The organism is Paracoccus sp. J39 (genome assembly GCF_000518925.1).
Classification (GTDB): domain Bacteria; phylum Pseudomonadota; class Alphaproteobacteria; order Rhodobacterales; family Rhodobacteraceae; genus Paracoccus.
This window is the reverse complement of sequence record NZ_JAEN01000003.1, coordinates 68286-83999: the sequence shown is the minus strand read 5'-3', so window position 1 is coordinate 83999 and position 15714 is coordinate 68286. Positions and strand designations below refer to the sequence as shown.

At 70.5% G+C, this 15714-nt stretch carries 9 protein-coding genes; 5 read left to right on the top strand and 4 right to left on the bottom strand.

The annotated features are described in order from the left end of the window. The first annotated feature begins 74 nt into the window (after positions 1 to 74). From L632_RS0103815 to L632_RS0103795, 5 genes are all read left to right on the top strand, one after another. A complete protein-coding gene (locus L632_RS0103815) occupies positions 75 to 1922 on the top strand; it encodes an autotransporter assembly complex family protein (protein WP_232220951.1) in 1848 nt (615 codons plus the stop codon). After that, the gene (locus tag L632_RS0103810; RefSeq protein WP_028716387.1) at positions 1922 to 6427 is read left to right on the top strand and encodes a translocation/assembly module TamB domain-containing protein; all 4506 of its coding nucleotides are present in this window, start codon (positions 1922 to 1924) and stop codon (positions 6425 to 6427) included. Before L632_RS0103815 ends, L632_RS0103810 begins: the two co-directional genes overlap by 1 nt. A 112-nt stretch (positions 6428 to 6539) precedes the next feature. Continuing rightward, on the top strand, positions 6540 to 6971 hold the full coding sequence (locus L632_RS0103805) for a MarR family winged helix-turn-helix transcriptional regulator (RefSeq protein WP_028716386.1): 432 nt from the start codon (positions 6540 to 6542) through the stop codon (positions 6969 to 6971). Beyond that, positions 6968 to 8617 (top strand): MFS transporter, encoded by a 1650-nt coding sequence (locus tag L632_RS22075; protein WP_036697280.1) that lies wholly within the window; start codon positions 6968 to 6970, stop codon positions 8615 to 8617. Before L632_RS0103805 ends, L632_RS22075 begins: the two co-directional genes overlap by 4 nt. Further along, positions 8614 to 9702, top strand: a complete 1089-nt coding sequence (locus tag L632_RS0103795) for an HlyD family secretion protein (protein WP_028716385.1) — start codon at positions 8614 to 8616, stop codon at positions 9700 to 9702. The genes L632_RS22075 and L632_RS0103795 overlap by 4 nt, the downstream gene beginning before the upstream one ends. 27 nt (positions 9703 to 9729) lie before the next feature. Here L632_RS0103795 and L632_RS0103790 read toward each other — a convergent pair whose 3' ends face one another. From L632_RS0103790 to L632_RS0103775, 4 genes are all read right to left on the bottom strand, one after another. Next, positions 9730 to 10224: a hypothetical protein gene (locus L632_RS0103790; protein ID WP_232220950.1), complete on the bottom strand. Its 495-nt coding sequence runs from the start codon at positions 10222 to 10224 to the stop codon at positions 9730 to 9732. A gap of 77 nt (positions 10225 to 10301) precedes the next feature. Further along, positions 10302 to 12971, bottom strand: a complete 2670-nt coding sequence (locus L632_RS0103785; RefSeq protein ID WP_028711603.1) for a DNA translocase FtsK — start codon at positions 12969 to 12971, stop codon at positions 10302 to 10304. Positions 12972 to 12974: 3 nt separating this feature from the next. Beyond that, a complete protein-coding gene (locus tag L632_RS0103780) occupies positions 12975 to 14168 on the bottom strand; it encodes an aminotransferase class I/II-fold pyridoxal phosphate-dependent enzyme (protein WP_028716383.1) in 1194 nt (397 codons plus the stop codon). Positions 14169 to 14296: 128 nt separating this feature from the next. Next, positions 14297 to 15622: an amidase gene (locus L632_RS0103775; protein WP_028716382.1), complete on the bottom strand. Its 1326-nt coding sequence runs from the start codon at positions 15620 to 15622 to the stop codon at positions 14297 to 14299. Positions 15623 to 15714: the final 92 nt, after the last annotated feature.

Below are 15714 nucleotides of genomic sequence, written 5' to 3'. Positions count from 1 at the left end.
TTCGGCAAAACCGCCAGAAGCAGGGCAGTCAGGCAATGAAAAGCTGGATCAAGGCAGGAACGGCTGCCGCAATCATGCTGGGAACCGGCGCGGGCATGGTCTGGGCGCAATCCTCGGCCTCGCCCTCCTCCTCGCCCTTCTCGGGCTGGTTCGGCGGCGGCGACCGCAATGACCGCTCGCCCGTCGATCTGGATTTTCAGGTGCATGGCGGCGACGACGCCCTGCTTCCGGCGATCCGGCAGACCTCGCTTCTGGTCAGCGCCCAGGACGAGGGGCGGGTGACCGGGCAGGACATGCTGGCCGCGGCGCGCGGCGATTACGCCCGCATCCTGGGCGTGCTCTACGATCAGGGCTATTACTCGGGCATCATCGACATCACCCTGGACGGGGTCGAGGCGGCCAGCATCGCGCCGCTCGATGCGCCCAGAGAGGTGCGCAAGGTGGTGGTCTCGGTCCAGCCGGGACCGCGCTTCCGCTACAGCCGGGCCGAGATCGCGCCGGTGGCGCCGGGGACCGAGCTGCCGCGCGACTATCGCCGGGGCGAGATCGCCCGCACCGGCGACATGAAGAATGCCGCAACCGCTGGCGTCGCCGGCTGGCGCGATGTCGGCCATGCCAAGGCCGAGGTGGCCGATACCCAGATCATCGCCGATCACGCCACCAACCTGATCGACAGCCGCATCCGCCTGGCGCCGGGCCCCGAGCTGCGCTTCGGCCAGCTGACCATCCGCGGCTATCAGCGCATGGACCCGCGCCGGCTGCGCAAGATCGCCGGCTTCCCCGAGGGCGAGCGTTTCGACCCCGAGAAGCTTGAGGATGTGAGGAAGCGCCTGCGCCGCTCGGGCGTGTTCTCGGCCATCACCCTGACCGAGGCGGATTACATCGGCCCCGGCAACACGCTGGACGTGGACCTGCTGGTGGTCGAGCAGAAGCTGCGCCGGCTGGGCGCCGGCTTCGAATATTCCAGCACCGACGGGCTGTCGCTGACCGGCTACTGGATCAACCGCAACCTGTTCCGCGGCGGCGAGCGGCTGCGCGTCGATGCCAGCGTCTCGGATATCGGCGGCGATACCGGGCGCGACTACAGCCTGGGGCTGCGCATCGACCGGCCCGCCACCATCACCGCCGACACCACCGGCTATGTGCTGGCCAAGGTCGAAAGCCTGCAGGAAGAGGATTACGACCTCAAGTCCGGCACCTTCGGCCTGGGCTTCACCTGGATCCCCAGCGACGAGCTGACCGCCGACATCGCCCTGCAATACCGGGCGCTGAGGGTGGACGACGACAGCGGCCGCACCGATTTCCGGCTTTTCGCGCTGCCTGCCTCGGTCATCTGGGACAAGCGGGACGAGCCGAACGACGCCAAGCGCGGCTATTGGCTGTCGGGCGGCATCACCCCCTTCGTCGGCCTGCAGGAGGAAACCGGCTCGGGCGCGCAGATCCTGGCCGAGGGCCGGGCCTATTACAGCTTCGGCCGCGATGACCGCTTCACCCTGGCGGGCCGCGCGCGGCTGGGCACCGTGGTCGGCCCCGAGATCGAGGAAACGCCGCGCGACTATCTGTTCTGGTCCGGCGGCGGCGGCACGGTGCGCGGGCATTCCTATGAATCGCTGGGCGTCGAGGCGATCCAGGGCCCGGAGGGCCCGGTGCGCACCGGCGGCATGTCCATCGCCACCCTGACCGCCGAGGCCCGCATCCAGGTCCGCGAGCGCATCGGGCTGGCGGTCTTTGCCGATGCCGGCCGGGTCTGGGAGGACAGCGCCTGGTCCGGCGCCAGCGGCTGGCAGGCCGGGGCCGGGGCGGGCATCCGCTATCGCACCCCGGTCGGACCGTTGCGCTTCGACATCGCCACGCCGGTCGGCGGCGGCGATGGCGACGGGGGCGGGGTGCAGCTCTATATCGGTCTGGGGCAGGCGTTCTGATGCGTGATCTGGCTTATCGACTCATCCTTGCCTTCTGCCTTGTGCTGGCCGCGCCCCTGGCCGCGCTGGCGCAGGATACCGCCGCCGAGATCTCGCAGGAGGTCGAGGACGACCGCGGTTTCATCACCCGCTTTCTCGAGGAAAAGCTGTCGGGCGCCGGCCGGCAGGTGGTGATCGAGGGCTTTCGCGGCGCGCTGTCCTCGCGCGCCACCTTCGACCGCATGACCATCGCCGACGACGACGGCGTCTGGATCACCCTGGAAAACGGCGCCATGCAATGGACCCGCTCGGCGCTGCTGGCCCGCCGGGTCGAGATCAACGAGCTTTCGGCCGAGCGCATCATCCTGCCGCGCCTGCCCGGCACCGGCGAAAGCGCGCCGCAGGCCGAGGCGCGGGAATTTTCCCTGCCGCAGCTGCCGGTGGGGGTGAACATCGCCCGCATCGCCGTCGGCCGGGTCGAGCTTGGCCAGCCGGTGATCGGGCAGGAGGCGGTGATCTCCATCGACGGCTCGATGAACCTTTCGGGCGGCGAGGGCGAGACCAGGCTGACGATCAACCGCGTGGATGGGCCGCGCGGCGAATTCGCGCTGGATGCGGGCTTTTCCAACGAGACCCGGGTGCTGCGCTTCGATCTCAAGCTGGACGAGGATCGCAACGGGCTGTTCGCGAATGCGGTCAAGCTGCACGACCGCCCCGCGGTGCGGGCCGAGATCACCGGCGAAGGGCCGATGTCGGATTTCGCCGCCGATATCCAGCTGGCGACCGACGGCCAGCCGCGCGTGACCGGCACCGTCTCGGTCGATGCGGAAGAGCGCGACGGCGCTGCCGGCACCGCCTTCCGCGCCGAGCTGGGCGGCGATGTGGCCGCGCTGGCGCCGCCGCAGCATCGCGCCTTTTTCGGCACGCAGTCCCAGCTGGTGGCCGAGGGCTGGCGCGGGCAGGACGGGCGGCTGGTGGTTCCGACGCTGCGGCTGGCGACCGAGGCGCTGCGGCTGGACGGCAACCTGGCCACCACCAGCCGCGGCGCGCCGGAAAGCGCGCATCTGACGCTGCTGCTGGGCGAGGATGCGGGGGCTGCGCAACTGCCGGTGCGGCTGCCCTGGGCCGACAGGCCGACCACCGTGCGCTCGGGCAGCCTGCGGCTGGATTACGACGCGGCGCAGGGCTCGGGCTGGGTGCTCAAGGGCGTGGTGGGCGACATTTCCCGCGACGACATCGCGCTGTCCGAGCTGCGGATGGACGGGCGCGGCCGCATCGCGCTGACCCCCGAGCAGGCGCTGGAGGAGGTGCGCGGCTGGATCGCCTTCGGCATGGACGACCTGGCGCCGGCCGATCCCGGACTGGCGCAGGCGCTGGGTGACACGCTGAACGGCGGCCTCAACTTCGCCTTCACCCCCGGCAATGCGCTGCGGCTCTGGGGCATGAACATCAACGGCGAGGATTTCGGCTTCAGGGGCGAGACGACCGTCTCGGGCCTGCGGACCGGCATCACCCTGTCGGGCGACATCACCGCGCAGCACCGCAATGTCGGGCGCTTCTCGACCCTGGCCGGGCGCGAGCTGGGCGGCACCGCCGACGCGCATATCAAGGGCCGCTACGCGCTGCTGGGCAAGGGATTCGACGTCGAGGCAGAGGTGCTGGGCAACGACATCCGCATCGGGCAGGAGCACGCCGACCGCATGCTGGCCGGCCAGTCGCGCATCGAGCTGAGCGCCCGGCGCGACACTGCGGGCATCAACCTGCGCAAGCTGACGGTGAACGCCCGGAACCTGACGGCCGAGGCGCAGGGCCGGCTGGACAGCTTTTCCAGCACCCTGACCGCGACCATCGCCATGCCCGACCTGTCGGTCGCGGACCCGGACATGGCGGGCAGCGTCCGCACCGAGGCCCGCGTCACCGGCGCTGCCGGCACGCGCAAGATCACCCTGACCGGCAAGGCGCAGGACCTCGTCACCGGCATCGCCGAGCTCGACGGCGCGCTGAAGGGCGAAACCGACCTGCTGGTCGAGGCCGCCGAGACGCAGGGCAGCTTCGAGGTGCAGACCTTGCGGCTGACCAACCCGCAGCTGGATGCCCAGGGCCGGGGCAATTTCGCGCAGGGCGCGATGGATGCGACGCTGAACCTGTCGATGCCCGACCTCGCGGTGCTGGGGCGCGGCTTCTCGGGCGGGCTGACCGCCGAGGCGACGGCGGTGGAACAGGACGGCGCCCGCCGGATCGAGCTGACCGGGCGCGGCACCGACCTGCGCTTCGGCCAGCAGGACGTGGACGGGGCGCTGACCGGCGTGACCGATCTGCGGCTCTCGGCCGAGCAGCGCGGCGACGAGATCACCGTGCACGGTTTCAACCTGACCAACCAGCAGATGCTGGCGACCGCGCAGGGCCGCATCGCGCCCACCGGCACCGACATGGAGGGCCGGGTCGAGATTCGCTCTCTGGCCAGTTTCGGCCGCGGCTGGCGCGGTGCGCTGAACGCGCAGGGCAGCTTCAAGGACGACGGTTCGGGCGCGCGGCGGCTGGACGTGACCGGCACCGGCACCGACCTCTCCTTTGGCCAGGCGCAGGTCGATGGCGCGCTGGCCGGCGAAACCCGGCTGGCCCTGCACGGCGTCGAGCGGGACGGGGTGTTTTCCATCGAGACCGCGACGGTCGACAACCCGCGCCTGAACCTGGGCGCCGAGGGCCGCGTCGGCCAGGGCGCCACCGACCTGACCGCGACCCTGCGCGCCGACGACCTGCGCTTTCTGGGCCGCGGCTTCCGGGGCGCGGTCAATGCCTCGGGCCATGTCCAGGACCAGCAGGGCGGCGGGCGGCAGATCACCGCCAGCGGCGCGGCGCGCGGCCTGGGCATCGGCAACCCGCAGGCCGATGCCGTGCTGGCGGGGGAAACCAGCTTCGACCTTGCCGCCGCGCAGCGCCCGGACGGCAGCCTGACCGTCAGCCGGCTGCGCGCCGGCAACGGCCAGTTCAGCATCACCGGCGACGGCAACCCGACCGAGGGGCTGAACCTCGATGCCCGGCTGAACGACCTGGGCCTGCTGGTGCAGGGCTTTCCCGGGCCGGCCACCGTTGCCGGCACTGTCCGCAATACCGGCCGCGCCTATGACGTGAACCTGACCGCGACCGGGCCGGGCAATACCCAGGCAAGGGTGACCGGCACGGCGGCGACGGATCTTTCGACCGCCGATATCGCGGTCAGCGGCAGCAGCAACGCCGCCGCGGCGAACCCCTTCCTGCGCACCCGCTCGATCGAGGGGCCGCTGAGCTTCGACCTGCGCCTGAACGGCCGGCCGGCGCTGGAATCGCTGTCGGGCCGGGTGGCGCTGACGAATGGCCGGCTGGCCGAGCCGCGCTTCGGCCTGGCGGTCGGCAGCCTGAACGCCAATGCCGATTTCAACGGCGGGCGCATCACCGTCGATCTGCGCGGCGCGGTCGAGGCCGGCGGCATCATCACCGTCAGCGGCCCGGTCAATCTGGTCGGCGACCGGCAGATGAACCTGGACGTGCGGCTGTCCGACGTGGTGCTGCGCGACCCGAATCTTTACCAGACGCTGGTGAACGGCGCGATCAACGTCGCCGGCACGGTGGGGCAGGGGCCGATGGTCTCGGGCCGCATCGATGTCGGCCATACCGAATTGCGCATCCCCTCGACCGGGCTGGGCGGCGCCAAGGCGATCCCGGACATCATCCACCGTTCCGAACGCCCGCCGCAGCGCCAGACCCGCGCCAAGGCCGGGCTGCTGGAATATCCCAGCGAAGCCTCGCGCCAGGCCGGCATGGCCGCGCCGCCGGCGACGCCGCCGGCCAATCCGGCGCGCTTCGACCTGCTGATCTCGGCCCCCTCGCAGGTCTTTGTCCGCGGCCGCGGCGTCGATGCCGAACTGGGCGGCGAGCTGCGCCTGACCGGCAATGCCCGCCAGCCCATCCCCATCGGCCAGCTGGAGCTGATCCGCGGCCGCGTCGACCTGCTGGGCAAGCGGTTCGACATGACCGAGGGGCTGATCGAGCTGCAGGGCAGCCTGATCCCGGTGATCCGGCTGGTGGCCGAGACGGTGCAGGACGGCATCACCACCCACATCATCATCGACGGCGAGGCGCAGGATCCCGAGATCACCTTCGAATCCTCGCCCGACATGCCGCAGGAAGAGGTGCTGTCGCAGCTGCTGTTCGGGCGCGGCCTCGACAATATCAGCGCCCTGCAGGCCGCGCAGCTGGCCAGCGCCGTGGCGACCCTGGCCGGCCGTGGCGGCGAGGGGATCGTCGGGCGGCTGCGCGCCTCGACCGGGCTCGACGACCTGGACCTGGCGACGGACGATCAGGGCAATGTCTCGGTCCGGGCGGGCAAGTATCTCTCTGAAAATCTCTATACCGACGTGCAGGTCGGCGGCGACGGCAAGACCAAGCTGAACCTGAACCTTGACATCTCGCAGACCCTGACCGCCCGCGGCTCGGTGGACAGCGAAGGCGAAAGCACCATCGGCCTGTTCTACGAGCGCGACTACTGATGCCTGTTCCGCAGGCCGCAGCGATGGACCCCGCCCGCAGCCGCGCGGCGGGGTCTTGAATAACTGCGGCGAGTTTATTAGCTAGCTAATGAAATTTGCCCCAGGACATTCCATGCCAGACCGTTCCTTCACCCTTTTGGAATCGCTGATCGCCCTGACCCAGACGCTGCGCTCGGCCTTCGAGAGCCGCGTCGAACAACACGGGCTGACCTTTGCCCGCGCCCGGCTCCTGACCACCATCGGCCGGAACGAGGGCGCGAGCCAGGCCGAGCTTGCCGCCATCCTCGGCATCGAGACGCCGACGCTGAAGCGCCTGCTGGACGCGCTGGAGGATCAGGGCCTGGCCGAACGCCGCCCGATCCCCGAGGACGGCCGCAAGCACGCCATCTTCCTGACCGAGGCGGCGCGCATCGAGCCGCTGCTGGGCTTCCGTGCCGAGGTCGATGCCGCGCTGGCCGAGGGCATCCCGCCCGAGGATCTGGCGGCGACGCGCCGCACGCTGGCGCAGATGGCGCTGAATGCGGAAAAGCTGAGGCACGCATGAGCCAGCCCGCCGCCGACCCTGCCCCGGCCGCGCCCGCGCCGCCGCCCTTCGTGCCGATGTCCTGGCCGGCCACGCTGGGCTATATCGGCGCCTCGGTGACCATCGGCCTGACGCAGGGTCTGGCGCAGGGCTTCGTCAGCACCAACATCCCGCAGATCGCCGGCGACCTGGGCGCCACCACCACACAGGCGAGCTGGCTGATGGCGGCCTTCATGATCCCGCGCGCCTCGATGCCGATCCTGCTGATCAAGATCCGCACCCAGTTCGGCCTGCGCCGCTTTGCCGAGGTGGCGATCCTGGTCTATCTGGCGGTCTCGCTGGCGGCCTTCGCCATCTCGGACCTGCGCTCGGCGGTGACGGTGCAGTTCTTCGCCGGCATGGCCTCGGCGCCGCTGTCGACGCTGGCCTTCATGTATATGCTGGAACCGCTGCCGCCGGCCTGGAAGATGCGGCTGGGCCTGCCGATGGTGCTGGCCATGGTCGCCGCCGGGCCGATGCTGGCGCGGGTGATCTCGCCCGCTTTGATGGGCGATCACGGCTGGGACGGGCTGCATGTCATGGCGCTTGGCATGGCGGCGGTCTCGCTGGGGCTGGTCTATGCCCTGCCGCTGGCCTCGCAGCCGCGCGTCAAGGTGATCGCCGCGATGGACCTGGTCAGCTGGCTGCTGATCGCCACTGGTTTCGGCGGGCTGACGGTGGCCTTCGTCATGGGCTCGATCTACTGGTGGACCGATGTCGCCTGGCTGGGCTGGGTGCTGGCGCTGGCCATCGTGGCGCTGACGCTGGCCGTGGTGATCGAGCTGCACCGCAAGGCGCCGCTTCTGGACATCCGCTGGCTGGCCAGCCCGGCCATGCTGCACCTGACGGCGACGCTGCTGATCTTCCGGCTGGTGCTGTCCGAGCAGAGCTCGGGCGCGCCGCGCATGTTCCAGGTGCTGGGCGTGACGCAGGACCAGCTGGTGCCGCTTTTCGCGCTGATCTCGGCCGCGACGGTGCTGGGCGGGCTGGCGCTGATCCCCTTCATGAAGCCCGAGCGCGTGCCGCTGTTCCACATCATCGCGCTGGCGCTGATCGCCGCCGGCGCCTTCATGGACAGCCATGCCACCATCGACACCCGGCCGGCGCAGATGATGCTGAGCCAGGCGATGATCGCCTTTGCCGGCTCGCTCTTCTTGGCGCCGGCGATGATGCGCGGGCTGCTTTCGGCCCTGGCGCGCGGGCCGAACTACATCCTGTCCTTCGTGATCGTCTTTCTGTCCACGCAATCGCTGGGCGGGGCCGTGGGGTCCGGCCTGTTCTCGACCCTCATCAATCACCGTCAGGCCCTGCACCTGCAGGTGCTGCGCGAGGAGCTGACCGCCGCCGACCCGCTGACCGCGGCCGAGATCGCGCAGCGCAGCATGGCGCTGGCGCCGCAGATCGCCGATGCCGCGCAGCGCCAGGCGCAGGCGGTGGCGCAGATCGCCCAGGACGCCGGCGCGCAGGCCTATGTCATGGCCTATAACGACGCCTATTTCCTGACCTTCCTCGTCGCGGCGGCGGCGCTTTGCGCGCTGCTCCTGCACCTGTTCCGCGACTGGCTGGTGGCGCGCCGCGCGCCGCTGCCGGCTGTCGCCCAGCCCCTTTCCGAGCCCAAGACATCATGACCAGAAACCACCTTGTCCCGACCTTGATCGCCCTTGCCGCCGGCCTGGCCGGCCTGCTGATCGTGCTTTACGCTTGGCACCTGCCGCCGTTTCGCCCGGCGCATCCCCAGACCGAGAACGCCTATATCCGCGGCCAGCTGACCACCATCGCGCCGCAGCTTTCGGGCTATGTGGCGGCGGTCGAGGTGCGGGACTTCCAGCCGGTGACCCGGGGCCAGGTCATCGCCCGGCTCGACGACCGGCAGTATCGCCAGAAGCTGGCCCAGGCCCAGGCCAGCCTGCAAGGCGTCGAGGCGGCGCTGAAGATCCAGGAGCAGAGCGTCCAATCCGCCCGCGCCAGCCAGCAATCGGCCGAGGCGGCGCTTTCCGCGGCGCAGGCGGCCCGGGACACGGCGGCATCGACCTGGGACCGGGCGCAGGCCCTGCAATCGCGCGGCGTGACCGCGCAAAGCTCGGCCGACCAGACCGAGCTGGCGCTGCGTCAGGCCGAAGCGGCCGTCACCCAGGCCGAAAGCGCCATCGCGGTCGCGCGCGAGAACGTCGCCGGCGCCGAGGTCGGGCTGGCCGCGAAACGCGCCGAGATCGCCTCGGCCAGGGCGGCGGTGGAACTGGCGCAGATCGATCTGGACAACACGGTGATCCGCGCGCCCTCGGACGGGCGGCTGGGTCAGGTCGGGGTGCGGCTGGGCCAGTATGTGACCGCCGGCACCGCGCTGGTCAGCCATGTCGGCCCCGAGGTCTGGGTCATCGCCAATTTCCGCGAGACCGAGCTGCATGGCATGCGCGTCGGCGACCGTGCCACCTTCACCGTGGACGCGATGCGGCATCGCAGCTTCACCGGCCGCATCGAGGCGTTCTCGCCGGCCACGGCCTCCGAGTTCAGCCTGCTGTCCGCGTCAAACGCCACCGGCAATTTCACCAAGGTGGCGCAGCGCCTGCCGGTGCGCATCAGCATCGACCCGGGGCAGGAGATGGCGCATTATCTGGAGCCCGGCCTGTCGGTGGTGGTCACCGTGGACGAGGGCTCGGCCGCGCAGGAGCACTCTGCCAGCGCGGCGCCGCTGATCATGGGTCATGCGGGATAGGGGCGGCCCGGCCTGCCCGCCTCCCGCTCAATCGGCCAGGCAGAACTGGATCTCGATGGTCTGGCGGTCCTCGCCGGCCCCTGTCCAGTCGTGATAGACCTCGCGGCTTTCGCCCGTCAGCGTCCGGCCGGATTCACGGATCGCCGCCAGAAGCGGGGCGTAGCCTTCGCCGAACAGGGTCGCCAGCGGCCCGGCATGGATCACGCTGGCCACGGGGACGGCCGGCAGATGGCAAAGCCCGGCCGCGCCGTTCTCCTGCCCTGCCCGGATGACGGGGCGGCAGATCGACCAGTCGAAGAGGGTTTCGCCATCCTTCGGCAGGCCGCGAGAGACGAAGCGCCAGGGCCCGCCGGCCTGCAATCCCTGCCGTTCCCTCTGCTGCTCGATCTCGGGCGCCAGCGCGGCGGCGGCCTGGCCGATCTCGGGGATGCGCAGCCTGCGCTGCCGGCACAGCGCCCATATTTCGTTCGTCGTGCCAATCCGTATGATGCATCCTGTTTCGCTGCCAAGCTTTTCTAGCAAGGCCCCGGCGCACCGGCCAGAGGCATGAAAAAGGCCGGGCGCAGCGGCCCGGCCCCGATTCCGATATGCGGCCGGCCTCAGACCTCCGGCACCAGGACCTCGCGCTTGCCGACATGGTTCGCCGGGCTGACGACGCCCTGCTCTTCCATCTGCTCGACCAGCCGCGCGGCCTTGTTGTAGCCGATGGCGAGCTTCCTCTGGATGTAGGAGGTCGAGCATTTGCGGTCCTTGGCGACGATGGCGACGGCCATGTCGTAAAGCTCGGCATCGCCGCCCTCGCCGGTGCTGAGCCCCAGCACCTGGTCGATGCTGTCGGCGCGCTCCTCGTCCGGGCCCTCGACCACGCCGGACATGTAGCTGGGCGGGCCGAAGCTTTTCAGGTGGTTCACCACCTCCTCGACCTCCTCGTCGCTGACGAAAGGCCCGTGGACGCGGGTGATGCGCGAGCCGCCGGCCATGTAGAGCATGTCGCCCTGGCCCAGCAATTGCTCGGCGCCCTGCTCGCCCAGGATGGTGCGGCTGTCGATCTTGGAGGTGACCTGGAAGCTGATCCGGGTCGGGAAGTTCGCCTTGATCGTGCCGGTGATGACATCGACCGAGGGCCGCTGCGTCGCCATGATCAGGTGGATGCCCGAGGCCCGCGCCATCTGCGCAAGGCGCTGGATGCAGGCCTCGATCTCCTTGCCGGCCACCATCATCAGGTCGGCCATCTCGTCCACGATGACGACGATATAGGGGAAGGTCTCGGGCTGGAATTCCTCGGTCTCGAAGACCGGCTCGCCGGTGTCCTCGTCGAAGCCGGTCTGCACGGTGCGCTTGAACAGCTCGCCCTTGTCCAGCGCCTCGCGCACGCGGCCGTTATAGCCCTCGATGTTGCGCACACCCATCTTGGACATCTTGCGATAGCGTTCCTCCATCTCGCCCACGACCCATTTCAGGGCGACCACGGCCTTCTTGGGATCGGTGACGACGGGGGAAAGCAGATGCGGGATACCATCATAGACCGACAGTTCCAGCATCTTGGGGTCGATCATGATGAGGCGGCATTCCTCGGGCGTCAGCTTGTAGAGCAGCGACAGGATCATGGTGTTGATCGCCACCGACTTGCCCGAGCCGGTGGTCCCGGCGATCAAGAGGTGCGGCATCTTGGCCAGGTTCGCCACCACCGGCCCGCCGCCGATATCCTTGCCAAGCGCCAGCGGCAGCGGCTGGGTGCCGTCGCCATAGGCCTTGGAGGCCAGGATCTCGCGCAGCACCACCTTCTCGCGCCGGGCATTGGGCAGCTCGATGCCGATCACCGAGCGACCGGGCACGGTCGAGACGCGCGCCGACAGCGCCGACATGCTGCGCGCGATGTCGTCGGCCAGGCCGATCACCCGGCTGGCCTTCAGCCCCGGCGCCGGCTCCAACTCGTAAAGCGTGACCACCGGGCCGGGGCGGACCTCGGTGATCTGGCCCTTGACGCCGTAATCGTCCAGCACCGCTTCCAGCATGCGGGCGTTTTCCATCAGCGCCTCTTGCGACAGCTGGTGACGCTCGACGGTGGTCGGCGCGGTCAGCAGCGACAGCGGCGGATGCTCGTAATGGCTGGCCGATTCGTCGAAGCGCAGCGCCGGCTGCGCCTCGGACTGCGCCTGCCGCGAGGGGGCGGGTTTCTTCGGCGGCACCACGACGCGCGGCGTTTCTGCGCCGAAGGGCGCGGCGCTGACGGGTTCGGCGAAATCCTCGTCCTCGTCCTCCTCGGCGCTCAGCGGCGGCTCGGCGCGCGCCGGGGCGGCGCGGGCGCCGGTCAGCCGCGCGGTCACCGCCGACAGCAGGCTCTTGCCTTCCGAACGGGTGCGGATGGCATCGGTGATGCGGGCGCTGATCGCGGCGTCCGAAGGCGGTTCGTCATCCTCGGCATAATGCGTCTCGGGGTCGATCAGCTCGGGCTGGGGGGCGAACTCGCGGTCCTCGGCCAAGGGGGCCGGGGCAGGGCGCAGGCCCGGCAGGCTGCGGCGCGACGCCTGCGGCAGGGCTGCGTCGCCAGAGCGGCCGGCGCGCTCGCGCCGGGCCTCGGCCCGGGTCCTGATCCCGCGCGCCGCGCCCGAGGACAGCCGCGCCCCGCGATCCACCGCATGCAGCGCCAGGATGCGGGCGGTGGCCAGCCCGTCGCGCAGGAAGGTGCCGATGGCCGCCAGTTCCTTGCGGTCGAAGCCCAGCACGAAGGCCAGGAAGGCCAGGGCGCCGATGGCGGTCAGCAGCGCCAGCAGCTTGATGGCGATCGAGGCCTTCATCGGCATCGCGGACAGCATGCCGCCCATCAGCATGTCGCCCAGATGCCCGCCCAGACCGAAGCTTTGCGTCCAGTCGAGGGGCGGGGTCATCGAGGTGGCATAGATCGACACCAGCACCATGGCGATGGGCAGGAAGATGCCGCGCATCAGCCGTTCCTCGCCCCGGTGCAGCATCAGCCGCAGGCCCCAGGCCACGGCACCGACGACCAGCACCCAGGTGCCGTAGCCGGTGATCATGAACAGCGCCGAGGCGACATAGGCGCCGAAGCGGCCCAGATAGTTCTGCGCCGGCTGGTCGGTCGCCGACATGAAGCTGGGATCGTCGGGGGAATAGCTGACCAGCATCATCGCGATCAGCACGCCCAGGATGACCAGGCCTGCGCCCAGCAGCTCCTTGCCGCGCCGTTCCAGCGCCGCCTGCGTGCTCTGGTCGAACAGCGGATCGCGGTGTTTCGCCTGCCAGCTCGCCATGCGTCAACCCCCTTGATACAAACAGTTTTTCAGGCGGTTCAGCGCCGCCTCGGTCTGGTCCGCCGGGGCGACCAGCGCCACGCGGATGAAATTCCGGCCGGGATTGCCGGCCTGGCCGTCGCGGGCCAGATAGGCGCCGGGCAGCACCTGGATGCCGGCCTCGGCCCAAAGCTGCTTCGCGGCATCCTCGCCGGTGCCGACGCTTTCCGGGACCGGCAGCCACAGGAAGAAGCCGCCCGCGACCGGCTGATAGCCCGGCACATTGCCCAGCACCCGGTCGGCGATGGCGTATTTCTGCTGATAGAGCGCGCGGCTGGCCTCGACATGGCCCTCGTCGCCCCAGGCCATGGCGCTGACGCGCTGCACCGGCAGGGGCAGGGGGGCGCCGGCATAGCTGCGCAGCCGCCGCATCTGCGCGATCTGTTCCTTCCCGCCCGCCGCGAAGCCCGAGCGCAGCCCCGGCAGGTTCGAGCGTTTCGACAGCGAGTTGAACATCACCACCCGGTCGGGCAGACCCATGCGCGTCGCCACGGCAAGCGCGCCGGGTGGCGGCGCGTCGCGCCAGATCTCGGAATAGCATTCGTCGGAAAACACCAGGAAATCGTGCTTTTCCGCCAGCGCGATCAGCTCTTCGAGATAGTCTTCGGAGGCGATGCTGCCCTGCGGATTGGCGGGCGAGCACAGATAGGCCACGGTGGCGCGGTCCAGCACCGCGGCGGGCAGGTCGGCAAAGCGCGGCAGGTGGCCGGTTTCCGGCGTGGCGGGCACGAAGACGGGCTCGGCGCCCACGGCGGCGGCGGCCACGGCATAGACCTGGTAGAACGGGTTCGGCACCAGGATTGCGGGCTTCTGGCCGTTCTTGCGCTCGGGCGCCAGCGCCAGGGCGGCGTTGAACAGCCCCTCGCGCGTGCCGTTCAGCGCCATGATGCGCTCGGGCGCCACATCCAGCCCGTGGCGCCGCTTCAGCCAGCCCGAGATCGCGGCCAGCAGTTCGGCCGTGCCCTCGTTCGCGGGGTATCTGCCGAAATCGGCGATGCTTTCGGCCATGACCGGCCCGACGAAATCCGGCAGCGCGTGGCGCGGTTCGCCAATGGTCAGGATCAGGGGATCGCCCCCGGGCTCAATGCCCGCGAGCAGTTTCCGCAGGCGCGGAAACGCGTAATCCGGCAGGTTCGAGAACCGCTCGGGAATTGCCATGACTGCCTCTCGTTCGGGGTCGTCGCGCCCCGTTTCGTCGCAAGATTACCGGCAATCCCCCCATGCGTCCAGAGTTTCGCGGGAAGATTGCGCCTGCCCGCCCCGGATTTGCCCGGAAAATCCGGGGGTCAGCGCAGGCCGGCCTCGGCCCCGGCGGCGGCGGCCAGCAGGGCGCGGTCGCCGCCCGCGCGGCCCATCAGCATGATGCCGCAGGCCGGATGGCCGGTCGGCAGGCTGATCGCCGGCAGGCCCAGCAGATTGGCGATGCGGGTGTTGCGCAGGGTCAGCAGGTTCTCGCGCGCGAAGAACTCCTCTTCGGCCAGCAGCCGGTCCACCGGCGGCGGCAGGATCGGCGCCGTGGGCAGGATCACCGCGTCGAAGCCGGCGACCAGCCGCGCCCAGTCGGCGCGCAGCCGGTCGAGCTCTTCCCAGGCGGCGACGTAATCCGCGGCCAGCACGAACTGGCCGCCCCGGAAGCGTTCCAGGATCGGCGGATACATCAGCTCGGGCGCCGCCTCGATCTGCTCGCGCCAGATGCCATAGGCCTCGGGGGCGAAAAGCAGCGGCGCCAGCACCATGGCCTCGGCCACGCAGGGCGGCGCGGCATGGGTGATGCGGGCGCCGGCGCGGGCCAGGCGGTCCACCGCATCCTCGAAACCGGCCACGGGCTCCTTGCGCGCCTCGTCGAAGGGCACGCCGTCCAGCACCATCAGCCGCAGGCCGCGCGGGCCGGCCCCGGCCAGGTCGGGCGCGGGCTCGCCGCGCAGCACGGCGAAAAGCTCGGCGCAATCCTCGACCGTGCGGGCGATGGGGCCGGCCACGTCGAAGCGGCGGCACAGCGGCACGATGCCCTCGCCGCTGACGGCGCCCTGCGTGGGCTTGAAGCCGACCAGCCCGTTCCAGGCCGCCGGCACCCGCAGAGAGCCGCCGGTATCCGAGCCGACGGCCGCCGCCGCCAGCCCCAGCGCCACCGAGACCGCCGCCCCCGCGCTTGATCCGCCCGGCGCCAGCTCCTGGTCGATGCTGTTCGGCGGGGTCGCCGTCACCGGGTTCACCCCCAGCCCGGAAAAGGCCAGTTCGGTCATATGTGTCTTGCCCAGGCAGACCAGCCCGTCCAGCGTCGCGCCGGCCAGGATGGCGGCGTCGCGCTCGGGCACCCGGCCCTCCAGCAGGCGCGAGCCCGCCTCGGTCGCGGTGCCGGCGCTGTCGATATTGTCCTTCCAGCTGATCGCCACCCCGTCCAGCAGCCCGCGCCGCAGCCCTGCGCGGGCCCGGTCATGGGCGGCGATGGCCTCGGCCCGGGCGCGTTCGGGGGTCAGCCGGGCATAGATGCGGTCGCCATAGGGGTGGCGGGCGGCTGCGTCCAGATAGGCCTCGGCCTGCCCGACCGGGCTGATGAGCCCGGCGAGGATCGCCCGGCCCTGTTCCGCCGCTGACACCTTGAGCCAATCCATGCCCATCCCCCGACAAACGTTCAAATACCAAATAAGGCACAGGCTATCCCGCCGCGCAGGCGCCCGCAATGCCGCTTGGCGGCGACGGAGAC